The organism is Streptomyces sp. CNB091 (assembly GCF_000377965.1).
In genome coordinates this window covers 16804-31567 of sequence record NZ_KB899023.1, presented here as the reverse complement: position 1 = coordinate 31567, position 14764 = coordinate 16804, and the positions used below count along the sequence as shown (strand labels likewise).

Sequence of the window (14764 nt, the reverse complement as noted above, 5' to 3'; positions counted from 1 at the left end):
GGACAAGGCGTACTACTCCGCGGAGCACCTCCGCTGGCTCCGCAGCCGGAACCTCATCGCGCGGATCGCCCGTCCCGGTATCGAGTCCGGCGAGCAGCTCGGTCGGCACCGCTGGAAGATCGAGCGGTCGATCTCCTGGCTCTTCGGCTACCGCCGACTCACCGTCCGGTACGAACGAAAGGGCAGCCACTTCCTTGCCTTCCTCGGCCTCGCCGCAGCCCTGACCTGCTACAAAAGACTTGCGAAAGTCACCACGTGAGACGTCCTCTTAGACCTTAGATTTCCGGCGCAGGACATTAGGTGTGTTGTCCCGGCACGTTGGTGACGGGGGCTTGCGTGGGTGAGGGCCTTCTGGTTTCGGTGTGGATTGCGACATCTACGCCGACTGGCAGGAGGCCCTCGTGTGCCACCGTAACGCCCCGCTGACACCGACCGGCAGGCTGCGTCTGGCCCGCCTGGTCGTCGACAACCACTGGCCGCTGCGCAGAGCGGCGGAACGCTTTCAGGTCAGCCACACCACCGCCCGGCAGTGGGCGGACCGCTACCGGGTGCACGGAACCGCCGGGATGCAGGACCGCTCCAGCCGCCCGCACCACTCGCCGCGCCGCACCCCGGCCGGCGTCGAGGAGCAGGTCGTCCGCCTGCGCCGCGAACACCGCATCGGACCCGTGCGGCTCGCGACCCGCACCGGCATCGCCGCCTCCACCGCCCACCGCATCCTGCAACGCCACCGGATGCCGCCCCTGGCCGCACTGGACCGCGCCACCGGCGAACCCGTGCGCCGCTACGAACGCTCCCGGCCCGGCGAACTGGTGCACATCGACGTCAAGAAACTCGGCCGCATCCCCGACGGCGGCGGCCACAGGGCCCTGGGCCGGGCAGCCGGCCGCAAGAACCAGACCCGCGCCGGCCGCGGCTACCTCTGCCTGCACACCGCCCTGGACGACCACTCCCGCCTGGCCTACACCGAGACCCTGCCCGACGAGCAGGCCGCCACCTGCGCCGGCTTCCTGACCCGGGCCACCGCCTGGTGGCAGCGCGACGGCACCTGGAAGCGGATCTTGGAGCAACTGCAGGTCCGGGCCGACGCGCAGGGTCTGATCACCTGGGATGTGAGCGTGGATTCGACTGTCTGCCATGCCCATCAGCACGCCGCCGGCGCGCGTAAAAAAGGGGATCTGCAGCGCGAGCCGCCCGGCGGGATCGACACCGAGCCGGACGACCATGGCCTCGGACGCTCCCGAGGCGGCCTGACTACGAAGATCCACCTCGCGACCGAGCAGGGGCAGAAGCCGCTGTCGCTGCTGATCACTGCCGGGCACCGGCACGACAGTCCGCAGTTCCAGCCTGTCCTCGAACGCATCCGCGTCCCCCGCACCGGTCCCGGACGACCGCACACCAAACCGTCCAGGGTTCGTGCCGACAAAGCCTACGGCTCACGCGCGAACCGCTCCTACCTGCGCAGACGCAGGATCGGATGCACCATCCCCGAGAAGGCCGACCAGGTCCGCAACCGCAAGAAGCTCGGCTCCCGAGGCGGCCGGCCGCCAGCCTTCGACAAGCAGGACTGCAAGGAGCGCCACGCGGTGGAGTGCGGGATCAACCGGCTGAAACGGCACCGCGCAGTGGCTACGAGATACGACAAGTCGGCCGTGCGCTACGAGGCGACAGTGCTGGTCGCAGCCATCAACGAGTGGCTTTGACCATCACTGTCGCAACAAACCCTAGTACCCACCTTTTTGTGGGTACTAGGCGTCGACCGCCGACCGGGTGATCCTGATGGAGGGCGGCCGGACGGCCACCGGATCCGGCCGGGACGGGGGTGATTTGCGATGTGTCAGGGAGCGGAACGGGCGTCGCTGAGCCTCTGCAGGCGCCGATGGCCCCAGTCCGAGACAGGAGCCAGCGCCTCGGACAGTTCCCGTCCGAACTCGGTCAAGGAGTAGAAAGTCTTCAACGGAAGCGTGTCGTGCACCTGCCGGAGTACCAGACCGTCGGCCTCCATCTCGCGCAGCGCCTGGGTCAGCACCTTCTCACTGAGGCCGGGCAGCCGTCGGCGCAGTTCGCCAGGTCGGTGCGGACCGGATTCCAGCAGCCACAGCAGAGTGGTCTTCCACTTCCCGTCAATCACCGCGATCGCGGCGGTCACTCCGCAGACGTCCAGGTCCTGAGCGCGACTGCGTGTCATTTCCACCCCTTCCACTACAAACTCGAGATACATCCACGGAGTTGAGTCATGCCCGTACACGCTGAACAGTCTGCCGTCACCGTCCTCGGTCTGGGACCGATGGGCCGAGCCCTCGCGGCTGCCTTCCTGAATGCCGGCCTGCGCACCACGGTCTGGAACCGAACGCCGGGCCGGGACCGGGAGTTGGTCGCGCAGGGCGCGGTCAGCGCCCGGTCGGCCGAGGAAGCAGTTGCCGCGAGCGGGCTCACAGTTGTCTGCGTGGTGAATTACGACGCGGTGAACACCATTCTGCGGCGCGAGACGGTCACCGAGGCGATCAAGGGGCGCACAGTGGTCAACCTGACCGCGGACACGCCGGACAGGGCCCGGGACACTGCGGCATGGGCATCCGAACACGGCGTTCGCTACCTGGACGGCGCCATCATGACGCCCACCGTGACCATCGGCACTTCGGCCGCGGTGTTCATCCACAGCGGCCCGCAGGACCTCTACCACGAGCACCAGCCCGTCCTGCAGACGTTGGGCGGCACTCATACCCACCTCGGTGAGGACATCGGGCGGGCGGCGGCCTACGACATCGCGCTGCTCGACATCTTCTGGACCGCCATGGCGGGCTACGTCCACGCCTTGGCGGTGGCGCGAGCGGAAGGGATCACCGCGCGAGAGCTCGCCCCGTTCGCCAAGGGGATCGGGGACATCCTCCCGCCCATCTTCGAAGGGCTCGCGGACGACGTGGACAGCGGGATCTTCTCCGGTGAAGGCAACCCTCTCACCTCGGCAGCGTCGTCCATGGCCCACATCGTTCACACTTCAGAGGCCCACGGCATCGAAGCCGGCGTGATGCGCGCGGCAGAAGGCCTGGCCCGCCGAGCCATCGGACGCGGCCACGGCGCAGACGGGTTCACACGGGTCACCGAACTGCTCGGGCGTCGCTCGTGACCTGATTCAAGATGAGGCCACCAGCGAGCGCAGACGGTTCTCCTCGACGGTCCTGCCGCCGTGGTGTCGGAAGTCCCGATGATCGCCGAGGTGTGCTGCCGCTGCTCCACATGCACGGCCTGTCCTCCGGTGACTTCGTACCCGCGCTGGAGCAGTTCCTCGGCTTGGCGACGCCGGGCTGTCCCCGGCCACAGTCACCCGGCTGACCGCCCAGTGGCCACGCGGCGTTCCAGGACCGCGACCTGTTCGGCACCGACTACGTCTACGACCTCCGGTCCCTCGACCCCGAAGTGTGATCCGCCGGACAGCCCCTAAGCTGCATCTGATCTTGCAGTGATCCATGTGACCTTGCATCAAGGGCGGGGTTGCCGGAAGTGGTGCATGCGTTGGAGGTCTTGCTGGGTGGATCTGTTGGTCCGCCGGAGACCGGGTTCGAGGTCGCGTACGTCGCGCCGGACGGTACGGAGTTGCGCCGGCCGCTGGCGGATGTCTGGGCTGTTGCGTTCGAGCACGCTCTTCCCGTACGCGCCTTCACCTCGTACCGCCGACAGCGCAACCTGCCGGGCCGGTGGTGGTCGGCGACGACCGGCGGTCACGTGGGATACGAGTCGTGGCTGGAGCGAGACCAAGTGATGCTGCTGGACTTCGATCCGGCGGTGGTGGGGATCTCCTCCCAGCCGTTCTGGCTGTTCTGGGCGGCCTCGGGCGGGCGGCCGGTGTCACACGCGCCTGACTGCTTCGCGCGCCGCGACGACGGGGCGGCGGTGGTCGTCGACTGCCGCCCGGCCGAGCGGCGCCGGCCTCGGGACGTGGCGAAGTTCGACGCGACCGAGGCGGCCTGCGCCGAGGTGGGGTGGAGTTCCGGCTGGTGGGGGCCCCGGACCCGGTGGTGGTCCGCAACGTCCGGTGGCTGGCGGGTTACCGGCACCCCCGTCACCGGGTGGAGCCGGCTGCCACGCGGTTGCGGGAAGTGTTCGCCGAGCCGCTGGCGCTGATGGACGGCGCCGCGTCGGCGGGTGAGCCGTTGGCGGTGTTACCGGTGCTGTTTCACCTGCTGTGGTCGCACGAGCTGACGGCGGAGATGTCGCAACCGCTGAGCGCCGGAACGCTCGTCTCGTCGGGGGTGATCCGGTGACCGCGGGCGGGGCTCGGTGCTGCGGCCGGGCGACTGGGTGAGCTTCGACGGTGACGACCATCAGGTGGTGGGCCTGGCCGGGACGGCGGTGCGACTGCGGTCGGCCGGCGGGACAGAGTCGGTGGTGCTGGCCTCGTACTTGATGGCGGCGCCCGACTTCGCTGTTACCGGTGTCGAGCCGTTGCCTGAGATGGAACCGGTCGGTCTGCTGGAGACGCTGCCGGAACCGGCGCGGGCGGCGGCGGTGAAGTGGCAGCGGCACGTGGTGGAGGTGGAAACCGGCCTGCCGCCCAGCGCCGAGCCGGGCACGACTCCGCGCAGTGAGTACGACCCCGTCGCACGGAGCGTGGTGGAGCGGGCCCAAGCGAAGGCCGACGAGCTGGGGGTGAGCCTGCGCACGGTGATGGACAAGCGGTCGCGTTATGCCCGGCAGGGGTTGTGGGGGCTGGTCGATCAGCGGTTGGTCCGGGTGAAGGAGGCGACCGGGCGGGCGGATGCGCGGGTGGTGGCGGCGGTCCGCCAGGTGCTGGAGGACCAGACGCAGGTCTCGACCGGGACGCGGGCACGCGTGATCCGGAGGGCGGTGAAGCTGGTGGAGGCCACCCACGTGGAGGGGGCCTACCCCTGCCGAGTCGGAACACCTTCTCCCGGCTGATCGACGCGCTCTCCTCGGGTCGGCACTCCTTCGGTTCGGCGGTCACCCGGCGGCAGACGGCGAACCGGCCGGAAGGGCCGTTCACGCCGACGTTCGCGGACCGGCCCGGGGAACAGGTGCAGATCGACTCCACCCCGCTGGACGTCATGGTGGTCCTGGACTCCGGGGTGACCGCGCGGGCGGACCTGACGATCGCGGTCGATGTCGCCACCCGCACTATCTGCGCCGCAGTGCTGCGACCGGTGGGCACCAAGGCGGTGGACGCATCCCTGCTGCTGGCGCGGATGCTGGTTCCCGAGCCGATGCGGCCGGGCTGGTCGGCGAGTCTGGCGATGGCATCCTCACGGTTGCCACACCGCGAGCTCCTCGACGTCGACGCGCGAATGGACCAGGCAGCCGCGAAGCCGGTGATCGTGCCGGACACCGTGGTCATCGATGGCGGGAAGGTGTTCATCTCCGACACCTTCGTGCGGGCCTGCGAACGCCTGGGCATCTCCGTCCAACGGGCTCGTCCGCGCACGCCGACGGACAAAGGGGTGGTGGAGGCGACGTTCTCCGCGATCAACACGCTGTTCTGCCAGCACCTGGCCGGCTACACGGGCCGGGACGTCACCCGTCGCGGTGATCGCATCGAGCAGGCCGCGGTCTGGACGATTCCCGAACTCCAGGAACTGCTGGAGAAGTGGTTGCTGGCCGGATGGTAGGCCAGGCCGCACGACGCCTTGCGCGTTCCGTTCCGGCCGGGGAAAGCGGTGTCGCCGAACGACAAGTACGTCTCCCTGGTCGCGGCGGCCGGCTACCTGCCGCTGGTGCTGCGCGGGGAGGACTACCTGGAGCTGCTGCCGGTGGCCTGGCGGGCGATCAACGACTACGGCATCCGCATCGGCCACCGCACCTACGATGCGCCCCAGCTGGGGCCGTGGCGGCGCCAGCACTCCGGGCACTCGGCCAAACGCGGGCTCTGGGAGGTGCACTACGACCCCTACGACCTCTCCCGCGAGGGCACCGTCTGGCACAGCGAGCGGACCGACGACCTGATGAAGGAAGCGGTCGCGAAGATGCGCCGGGCCGCCGACGAGAACGACTCCGGCCTGCCGCACCGACAGCCGGAAAATGCAAGATCAGCTGACACACTTCGGAACCGCCAACCCCGCCTCATTCCTTCATCGTCCAGCTAGCCGCCGGACGTCACTGCAACGTCGAGTGGGAAGGGACAGTTGCGGCGTTCCCGAGCAGCCCGGAGGGGACGGAGCCGGCCCATTCCGACCGACGGTCCGACCTGTAGGCAGGCTCTCGCTCTGCGCCCTGACCGGAGAAGGGGCGGACGAATTGTTCGCCGGCTACCCAGACTGCCACCGCGAGCAAGTGTCCGCCGCAGATCATCGACTGCGCAGCTCGCCGCGCCCGTTTGTCACCTCTCGGCACCGGCGGCGAGCCGCAGCCGATGTGGGTCGGCCTCCGTCAACGCGATTCATGGAGACACCCGTTGGTGACTTTGCCGACCGCATGCCCGCATGTCTTGTTGGAATCGATCGACAACCGGCTGTAGTGGGCGGTCGGTGAACGGTGAAGGGATGACAGTGAGCACTCCACAGGCGGCAGCCACCGGCAGCGAGGACTCGGCACCTCGGATCAGCACGGTCGCGGGGACCGGGGTCGCGGGGTTCGCAGGGGACGACGAACTGGCCCTCTCCGCTCAGTTGAACCGTCCGTACGGGATCGCGGTGGACAGCACCGGGACCCTCTACTTCTCCGACTTCTACAACCACCGGGTCAGGAAGATCGCGACCGACGGGAAGATCAGCGCGGTTGCCGGGGCCGGGGCCGGCTACCGGGGTGACGACGGCCCTGCCGCCCTCGCTCTGTTGAACAGCCCGCGCGAGATCGCGGTGGACACCACAGGCACCGTCTACATCACCGATTCCGCCAACAACCGGGTCCGGAAGATCACGCCCGATGGGAGGATCAGCACCGTCGCCGGCACGGGAACCGCGGGTTTCAGCGGCGACGGCGGTCCGGCCGCCAAGGCCCAGCTGAACTACCCGTTGGGAGTGGCGGTGGACAGCACCGGGGCCCTCTACATCTGCGACCACAGGAACTCCCGGGTCCGTAAGGTCACAGCTGACGGGAACATCAGCACAGTGGCGGGGACCGCGGCCGCGGGCTTCAAGGGAGATGGCGAGCCGGCGGTTTCGGCTCAGCTGAAGACCCCGTACGGGTTGGCAGTGGACGGGGCGGACGAGCTCTACATCGCCGATGCCGGCAACCACCGGGTTCGCAAGGTCGCGTCCGACGGGACGATCAGCACGGTCGCGGGAAACGGCGTCGGAAGCTTCGGCGGTGACGGTGGTCCGGCAACTTCAGCCCAGCTGAACTTCCCGTTGGGGGTGGTGGTGGACAGCACCGGCACCCTCTATATCTCCGACTACAACAACCACCGGGTCCGGAAAGTCGTGTCCGACGGGACGATCAGCACGGTCGCGGGAACGGGCGCCGCAGGATACGGCGGTGACGACGGCCCAGCGGCCTCGGCCCAGCTGAACAAGCCGTTCGGCCTCGCCGTGGACTGCGTCGACAACCTCTACATCGCTGACCACTTCAACCACCGCGTCCGCAAGATCGCGTCGGCGAAGATGGCCGGGCTGCCCGAGTCGGGCACCGTGGCCTCCTTTGCCAACGTGCGCAGCAGGCTGCGGATGGGGGTCCTGCGTGAGTCCACCAAGGACGGGGCCGAGATCCACCAGTCCCTCACCTCTCCCCGGGCGCACCAGCGGTGGCGGCTGATCGCGACGGGCCAGGGCGACGGCGAGGTCCTGTACCGGATCGAGAACCTGCGCAGCGGCAAGGTCCTGGAGGTGGTCGGAGGAGGCACCGTGGACGGGGCGGTGGTCGCGCAGCGAGCGTACGAGGGCAGCGACGCCGAGCACCAGCAGTGGCGGCTGATCCCGGTGGGCGCGGTGACCGACACCCCTCGGGTCTATGAGATCGCGAACCGAAACAGCGGTCTGCTTCTTCGCGTCGACACCAACGCCCCGACGGTGATCAAGCAGTACGGGGCCCAGGGCGACCACCGCGACCGCCAGTGGCAGCTGCTCCCGGTGTGAACGCACGAGTGGTCAGGGGCGGCGACGCCCCTGACCACTCGGACCTGGAAAGAAACCTACTTGGAGTCGGACGGCTTCTCGGCGGTGGCCTTGGGCGCCTTGGGGGGCTCCTCGGCCTTGGGCGACGCCGGGGCGTCGGGAGCCTTGAAGTCGTCCCTCTTCGGCGCCTTCAGGCCCTCGTCCTTCTGCAGGTCGCCGTTCTGCTTCACCGTCTCGCTGGACTTGTCCATGCCGGCGGCCGCGGCCGTGGACACCGAGCCGGGGTCCTGGGCGTAGGCGGCCTGGGTGCCGGCCGATGCCTGGGTGGTCTGGATGAAGGAGGCGAGGAAGCCCAGGATGGCCCGTGCTTCGGGCGCCTGTTCCTGCACGATCTTCGCCCGGTGGGAAGCACCGTGGATCCCGCTGGTGAACAGGCTCGTGGTCGTGTCGTCGTACGTGTCCTCGTCGGCGTCCTCGAAGTCGACCCCCGCTCCTGGTTGCGGCTTGTCGCGGTCGGTGGTCACCGAGAAGAGCCCCGCACCTGTTCCGGCGGAGTCGAAGACGTTCTTGAACACCATGGTCGTCACCTCTGGTCGTTGTGGCGGTGCCGCCCGCCGGTCACGGCTGCTTGTACAGGTCGCGTTCGCTGTCGGTCAGGCTCTCGCCGTCGAACATCGTGTGGTGGACCTCCAGCGCGGAGACGACCTCGGCCAGCCCTGTCATGCGGAAGCCGCCGCCGGCCAGGTCGAGGTCGCTGATGTCGCGGGCGACCAGCTGGTCGAGCCGGGGGTAGTCGTCCGGCTGCGGGGGAGACAGGACGGCCACCGGCACCGCGTACTTCACCGCGAGCAGCCCGGAGAAGGTCACCGGGATCTCGTAGGTGTACTGCTTGAGGGCGCGGCGCTGCGTGACGATGGTCTCCACGCGGGAGTTCGGCTTCACCGTGCCGGAGATCTGCGATTTCGAGGACCAGCCGGTGGACAGGGAACCGCCGGCGGAGGCCGTGATGCCCTGGGCCAGCGCGGCGTTGAGGCCCGCCGTACCGGTCGCGGTGCCCGTGGTCGTGAAATCCACCGACCCCGTCAACGTGGCCGACGCGGAGTTCGTCATCCCGTTGGACACCGACGTGTCGACGGTGTTGGCGTTGTCCACGCCCATGCTGTCCTTGCTCTGCTTGTTCGTCACCGTGTTGGCGTTCTTGTTCGCCATCTCGTTCTTGAGCTGCGTCCCCAGCTGCCCCTGGAGGCTCAGACCGAGCTTGGCCTGCAGCTGCAGCGCTAGCTGGGCGCTGACGTTGCCGCCGAAGGTGAGCTTGGTGTCTCCGGAGAGTGACCACGTGGCCCCGTTCGACACGTTGAAGTCGACCGAGTCGGTGAAGGTCATGTCGGACCCACTGCGGTTGACGTAGGTGCGCGAGGAGAACGTGTCGGGCGGCGGCTGGGTGATGTTGCGCCGCTCCTCGATCAGCGGCTCCCCGAGGTTCATGTAGGCGAGCCAGCCCAGCCCGTACGCGGAGCCGGAGAAGGCGCCGAAGCTCGACTTGTTCACGGAGAACCCGACGGGCTTGTGCCGCACCCCGTAGTCGTCCACGTAGACCAGGCCGGGGTGCTCCAGGATGGACTGCCAGGTCTGCTCGATGTTGAGTTCCCGCAGGTTCTTCTTCGTCAGCGGCCGGCGCTTGGCCCGTTCCAGGTTGTACGCGTTGGAAGGCAATTTCTGTCCTCGACTGATCTGGCCGAAACCGCACTCGGTGAAATGGCAACAGGAATGTGCACACGCTCCGGCAAGGGAAGCTAGCAGGGGCCCCCACCCACGAAAAGGCACCTTCGGGTATCGCACTCAAACGGGTGATCAAGATTTTCCGGCGCCGCTGATCACTCGATCGATGACCTTCCAGCAGCTCTCCCTACCGCCCTGACCTCGAAAGATGTCACTTTGGGCGCATTTACTCCGATCATACATTCGCTTATGAAGCCCTTCTGATCGCGAGCGCCGGAGCGTCCGGTAATGGCACGTGATAAACCACTTCACTGAGCGCCTGAGGCGTTGTCGTTCTCCACATCAAGAACAGGTGAGGTTTCCGCGATGTACACCCAAGAACGCACGGCAATGGCGAATTTGGTGGTCGGCGGCCCGGTGGCGGTGAACAGCTACGACAACGCCATCGTGGCGGCACTCGTCGAGAACCGTCCCGTCATGCTCGTCCACGCCTTCAACGGCGGCTACCTGCGCCCCGCGGAGCTGGCGGCGAGCAGCCACGACAAGGGTGTGAAGCTCGCCACCGCGCTCGACCCGGCCACCAAGGACGCGCAGGGCCACCTCTGGCACATCACCCCCGGCGGCTTCTTCGGCCAGCGACCGCTGTACTTCATCGAGAGCGCCGCGGGCCAGGTGTCGCCCCCGCCCGCCGGCGCGGCCGACGCGGATGCCGGTCGCGGCGACGACGGAGCCCCGAAGCCCCGGCGCAGGCGCGTCACCGCCCACCAGGACGCCCCCCAGAGCACGGCCGACACCTTGCAGGTGGGCCTGCCCGGCAAGGTGGGCGACAAATGGCGCGGCAAGAACGGCGCGGTGGAGGACACCCAGCTCTGGGTCGTCACGGTGACGCCGTGGGGCGGGATCACCTTCGTGCCGATCACCCACCCCGACGCCATCCTCGGGTTCAAGGACCACACGGTGGCGAAGGACAGCGAAGCGCGGCTCACCTACAACTGGGGCGGGGACTTCACGGGGACGGTCATCAACACGTTCTACCCGCGGCTGCCCAACGAGTGGGACGTCCCCTACCACCACGTCTTCACGTGATCCGCGGCCACCGTCACGCCGTACCCGTCCCGAGCCGTCGCACCAACCGCCTGGAAGAGGCACCACGATGCCCGTGCCCACGCAAGAACTGAAACTGGAGATCGTCAACGCCGCCACAGGCCGGCCTCTCGGCGCCAGGGCCACGCCGGCCGCGGACGGGACGCTCGTCGTCCGCGACTACCCCGAGGACGGCCCGGGCCCGGAGCTGTGGCAGTTCACCCCCGTGCCGGGCGCGCAGGACGACCCGGCGTACGTGATCCGCAACGCGGCCGGCAGCGGCAAAGTGCTCGACACCCCGGCTGCCGCGGGCCAGGGCGTCCGCCAGTCGGATGCCTCGGGCAAGAAGGGCCAGCAGTGGCGTCTCGTCCCCGTCGAGGGCACAGCGGGCCTCTACGTCATCGAAGGCACGACCGACGGCACCGTGCTCGACCTCGACGAACCCGGGAAGGACGACACCCGCATCGTCCTTCGCGAGTACGACGACAGCGCCGAGACCCAGCGGTGGCGATTCGTCCCGGCCGAGCCGGAGCGCACCAGCGACCTCGTGCTGGACTGGGCGCCGCTGAGCCACTGGAACAGCCGCCAGTCCTGGCGGCTGACCCACGACAGGAGCGCACTGCGGCCGGCGCCCGACGCGACGCCCTCCTTCAGCAACGTACTGCTGGTCATGGAGAAGTACGGCAGCGACCAGGACGCCGGCGGGTGGAAGACCGACAGGCCCGGCCCCTGCCCTGCCGGGCAGCCGGGCTGGTGGGCGGGGCTCGGCGAACGGTTCCTCGCCGACACCACCGGAACCGGGCTCGCGGACATCGTCGGGCTGAAACCCGCCAAGGGGGCTGTGACCTCGTCCAGCAGAGGGGACGGGACGTTCGACGATGAGGAACGGGTTCTGCACCCGGCCGCGCCCTCCGCGAGTCCCAAGGATCTGTGGACCCTCGCGGACCTCACGGGCGAGAGCCGCCCCGGCGTCGTCGTGCTCGCCGCCGAGGGCGTACGGGTGTCCACCCAGGACGAGGGCGGCACGTTCGCGCCCTCCGGCGGCGAGCTGGTCCTGAAGGCGTTCGGCCACGGCACGCAGGCCGGCGGCTGGCTCGCCGACAAGCACCCCCGCTTCCTCGCCGACACCACCGGCGACGGCAGGCTCGACATCGTCGGCTGCCACGACGACGGCCTCCGGGTATCGCTCCAGGACGAGGAAGGGAAGTTCGCACCGCTCGCCGACGAACCCGCGCTCAGGGCGTTCGGCCACAGCGAGGAGGCGGGCGGCTGGCTGGTCGACAAGCACCCCCGCTTCCTCGCCGACACCACCGGCGACGGCAGGCTCGACGTCGTCGGCTGCCACGACGACGGCCTCTGGGTATCGCTCCAGGACGAGGAGGGGGCCTTCGCCGAACCGCTGTACGTCCTCGACGACTTCGGGGTCGCCCAGGGGTGGAGCTCGACCGGGGAGTACCCCCGGTTCCCGGTCAGGACCACCGGCGACGGACCTCTGGACATCGTCGGGTTCGGCCCGCTGGGCGTCGTCGTCGCTCGCGGGCGTGGCGACGGCACGTTCGAGCCCTCCCAGCTCGTCCTGAACGACTACGGCCAGGCACAGGGGTGGAGAAGCGAGAAACACCTCCGGCTCCTCGCCGACGTCACCGGCGACGGCAACCCGGACATCGTCGGCTTCGGGAACGAGGGCGTCTGGGTATCGCACAACAACGGCGCCGGCGGGTTCGAACAGGCCCAGCTGGTGTGCCGCGGGTTCGGGTACGACGAGGACGCGGGCGGCTGGCGGGTCGACCGCCACCCCCGCTTCCTGGCCGACATCACCGGCGACGGACGCGTCGACATCGTCGGCTTCGGCGGGCCGGGCGTCCACGTGGCCCGCAACCTCTTCCGCCGCTTCAGGACGCGATAAGCCGCTCCCGGCACCGCGTCCCGGGCCACTGTGCCGACGTCCCGCCCGCCCGTCGACCGAACTCGTCGCTCGTGGCGGTCCACACCGGACATCCCGGCCGATCACCACGTTCGTCACTGACGCGGTGCGGCGTTCGCCGCACCGCGTCAGGATCCGAGGAACATCGGATCCGCCACCAGGCCGCGTGACCGGCCGAACCGCGGCTCCTCAGAGCCCTGGTGTCCGGGCCGGCTCCTCCCCGGCTGCGAGAACGCCGGCCTTGATCCGGTTGCGGTCGACCTTTCCGGTGGAGGTCCTGGGCAGCGGGTCCGTCACCATCTCGATCACGCTGGGGATCGCCGCGCGGACTGTTCGCTCCGAGCAATGCCGGCGCAGCGCGAGGCTGTTCACGCTGCCCGCGTCGGTCAGCCGAAGGCGGGCGTGCAGGCGATGCCCGGCGACCGGGTCGGGGAGGGCGATGACGGCGGCCTCGGCGACGGCCGGGTGGTCCAGGAGGATCTGCTCCACACTCTGGGTGCTGACCTGGAAACCACGCACCTTCACCAGGTAGTCGCTCCGGCCGATCACGCTCAGGGCGCCGTCCTCGTGCAGGGTGACCATGTCGCCGGTGCGGTAGTAGACGAGGCCGGGTGCGCCGTCCGGGTGCGGGGCGAAGGTCTTCCCGTTGGGCGCGTTCACGTATCCCGCGCTCTGGAAAGGGGTGTTGACCAAGAGCTCGCCCTGACCGGGGCCGGTCAACGCCCGGCCGTCCTGGCCGATGACCAGCCAGCGCACACCGGCCAGCGGTCGGCCGATCGGCAGCGGGGTACGGAGGGGCCGGTCCTGGTCCACTTCGTGGAGGAAGCTGTTGTTCGTCTCGGTACAACCGTAGTTGTTGTACCAGCGTGCCTTGGAGAAGGTGGTGGACACCCCGGCCAGCACCCGGGCCGGCATGCTGTCACCGGCAAAAATAACGTGCTCGGGTGTGTCGAGAGAACCGCTCTCCGCCGTCGCCTCCGCGAGCAGCTGGAAGAGCATCGGCACACCCTGAACCACGGACACCCCGTGATCGGCGACCAGATCACGCAGATAGCCGGCCGAGGCACCCCTGCCCGGGTCGACCAGCACGACGGTGCCGCCGTACGCCAGCGTCGTCCACACGTCCAGCATGCAGAGATCGAAGTTGAGCGGCGCGTAGTTGAGGACGGCGACGCCGGTCGTGATCCCGAAGGTCTCGGCCGCCCACTCGGTGAAACGGCCGACCGCCCCGGACGACAGCGGAACGACCTTGGGCAGACCGGTCGAGCCGGACGTGGTGAGCATGAAGGTCACGGCTTCGTCGTCGACGGCCGCGGCGGCGGGGTACTCCGCGCAGTCCTTGGGAGCCCCGGTCGTGTCCACCACCCGGTCGACGGGTGCAGCGTCGGCGAGGCCGAGCACCACCGCGCATCCCGCCTGCTCGAAGAGGGCTTTCAGGGGGGCTTCGGGCAGCTCGTGCGAGGGCAGGAGGAAGGAGCGGCCGGCCATCAGACAGCCGAGGACCAGGGCCACGGCCTCCGGTGACTTGCGTACCAGCAGGCCGACGGGACGGTCGGCGTCCGGCGCCGCGTCCTCGACCTGGCCGCGCGCCCTGACCGCCATCGCGTACAGATCGCCGTACCTTACGGGCCGGTCCTCCCAGATGAGCGCGGGTGCGTCGGGCTGGGCGGCCGCGCGGGCCGTGAACGATGCGACGAGTGAGCGGGTCATGCCACGCCACCCGCTTCCGCCCGCTCGGCCGTCGCCCGGATGGTCCGCACGGAACGGAAGTTCCCGGACGTCAGTTCAGGGCCGGCCAGAGTGACGCCGTGCTGCTTCGCCAGCCAGCTCGCGATCTGCAGCACGCCGAGGCTGTCGATCACCCCGGTCGCCAACAGGTCGTCATCCGCGTCGAGTTCGGCCCACTCGACATCGGGGAGGAAGCGCTCGACGACGAAGCGGGCGATCTCATCCTCGGAGATGCCGAACAGTTGCTCCGGCTCGATCCCGGACTCGGTGGTCATTTCTGTTTCCCGTTCTGGGGTCGTGACATGTGCTG

Annotated in this window: 15 protein-coding genes and 2 pseudogenes; 12 read left to right on the top strand and 5 right to left on the bottom strand. The window is 69.1% G+C overall.

Features of this window, described 5'->3' with window-relative positions; genetic code table 11:
• Together D581_RS0135835 and D581_RS1000000142465 are read left to right on the top strand one after the other, a co-directional pair.
• A partial coding sequence (locus D581_RS0135835) for a transposase (protein ID WP_018961918.1) occupies positions 1-259 on the top strand: 259 nt, incomplete at its 5' end.
• Positions 260-401: 142 nt separating this feature from the next.
• A complete protein-coding gene (locus D581_RS1000000142465) occupies positions 402-1703 on the top strand; it encodes an IS5 family transposase (RefSeq protein ID WP_486585920.1) in 1302 nt (433 codons plus the stop codon).
• 134 nt (positions 1704-1837) lie between these two features.
• Here D581_RS1000000142465 and D581_RS0135820 read toward each other — a convergent pair whose 3' ends face one another.
• The gene (locus D581_RS0135820) at positions 1838-2188 is read right to left on the bottom strand and encodes a winged helix-turn-helix transcriptional regulator (protein WP_018961916.1); all 351 of its coding nucleotides are present in this window, start codon (positions 2186-2188) and stop codon (positions 1838-1840) included.
• Between the two features lie 48 nt (positions 2189-2236).
• On the opposite strand from D581_RS0135820, the gene D581_RS0135815 reads away from it, so the two are divergent.
• From D581_RS0135815 to D581_RS0135785, 8 genes and pseudogenes are all read left to right on the top strand, one after another.
• Positions 2237-3127 carry an NAD(P)-dependent oxidoreductase gene (locus D581_RS0135815; protein ID WP_018961915.1) on the top strand — a complete coding sequence of 297 codons (891 nt, stop codon included), beginning with the start codon at positions 2237-2239 and terminating at the stop codon, positions 3125-3127.
• A 10-nt stretch (positions 3128-3137) separates the two neighbouring features.
• Positions 3138-3393: pseudogene (locus D581_RS1000000142460) on the top strand (IS256 family transposase); the annotation flags it as partial.
• A 108-nt stretch (positions 3394-3501) separates the two neighbouring features.
• A pseudogene (locus D581_RS1000000138835) lies at positions 3502-4262 on the top strand (TnsA-like heteromeric transposase endonuclease subunit).
• Positions 4263-4299: 37 nt separating this feature from the next.
• On the top strand, positions 4300-4917 hold the full coding sequence (locus D581_RS1000000142455) for a hypothetical protein (protein ID WP_158688666.1): 618 nt from the start codon (positions 4300-4302) through the stop codon (positions 4915-4917).
• A gap of 116 nt (positions 4918-5033) precedes the next feature.
• Positions 5034-5621, top strand: a complete 588-nt coding sequence (locus D581_RS1000000142450; protein WP_026291213.1) for a DDE-type integrase/transposase/recombinase — start codon at positions 5034-5036, stop codon at positions 5619-5621.
• A gap of 48 nt (positions 5622-5669) precedes the next feature.
• Positions 5670-6095 carry a hypothetical protein gene (locus D581_RS1000000142445; protein ID WP_026291212.1) on the top strand — a complete coding sequence of 142 codons (426 nt, stop codon included), beginning with the start codon at positions 5670-5672 and terminating at the stop codon, positions 6093-6095.
• Positions 6031-6480 carry an asparagine synthase-related protein gene (locus D581_RS1000000142440; protein ID WP_469219554.1) on the top strand — a complete coding sequence of 150 codons (450 nt, stop codon included), beginning with the start codon at positions 6031-6033 and terminating at the stop codon, positions 6478-6480. The genes D581_RS1000000142445 and D581_RS1000000142440 overlap by 65 nt, the downstream gene beginning before the upstream one ends.
• A gap of 11 nt (positions 6481-6491) precedes the next feature.
• Entirely contained in the window at positions 6492-8021 is a 1530-nt protein-coding gene (locus D581_RS0135785; protein ID WP_106434506.1) for an NHL domain-containing protein, read from the top strand.
• A gap of 56 nt (positions 8022-8077) precedes the next feature.
• Here the strand turns inward: D581_RS0135785 and D581_RS0135780 are convergent, their stop codons facing one another.
• Positions 8078-8578 (bottom strand): hypothetical protein, encoded by a 501-nt coding sequence (locus tag D581_RS0135780; protein ID WP_020679275.1) that lies wholly within the window; start codon positions 8576-8578, stop codon positions 8078-8080.
• A 40-nt stretch (positions 8579-8618) separates the two neighbouring features.
• Positions 8619-9713 (bottom strand): hypothetical protein, encoded by a 1095-nt coding sequence (locus D581_RS0135775; RefSeq protein ID WP_018961912.1) that lies wholly within the window; start codon positions 9711-9713, stop codon positions 8619-8621.
• Positions 9714-10085: 372 nt separating this feature from the next.
• Here D581_RS0135775 and D581_RS0135770 point away from each other — a divergent pair, with 372 nt between their 5' ends.
• Both D581_RS0135770 and D581_RS0135765 read left to right on the top strand, forming a co-directional pair.
• Positions 10086-10805, top strand: coding sequence for a hypothetical protein (locus D581_RS0135770; RefSeq protein ID WP_026291211.1), 720 nt, complete (start codon positions 10086-10088; stop codon positions 10803-10805).
• A gap of 67 nt (positions 10806-10872) precedes the next feature.
• Positions 10873-12708: an FG-GAP-like repeat-containing protein gene (locus tag D581_RS0135765; protein WP_018961910.1), complete on the top strand. Its 1836-nt coding sequence runs from the start codon at positions 10873-10875 to the stop codon at positions 12706-12708.
• Positions 12709-12915: 207 nt separating this feature from the next.
• Here D581_RS0135765 and D581_RS01000000138260 read toward each other — a convergent pair whose 3' ends face one another.
• Both D581_RS01000000138260 and D581_RS0135755 read right to left on the bottom strand, forming a co-directional pair.
• Positions 12916-14436, bottom strand: a complete 1521-nt coding sequence (locus D581_RS01000000138260) for an AMP-binding protein (RefSeq protein ID WP_018961909.1) — start codon at positions 14434-14436, stop codon at positions 12916-12918.
• On the bottom strand, positions 14433-14729 hold the full coding sequence (locus D581_RS0135755) for a phosphopantetheine-binding protein (protein ID WP_018961908.1): 297 nt from the start codon (positions 14727-14729) through the stop codon (positions 14433-14435). The genes D581_RS01000000138260 and D581_RS0135755 overlap by 4 nt, the downstream gene beginning before the upstream one ends.
• Positions 14730-14764 lie beyond the last annotated feature (35 nt).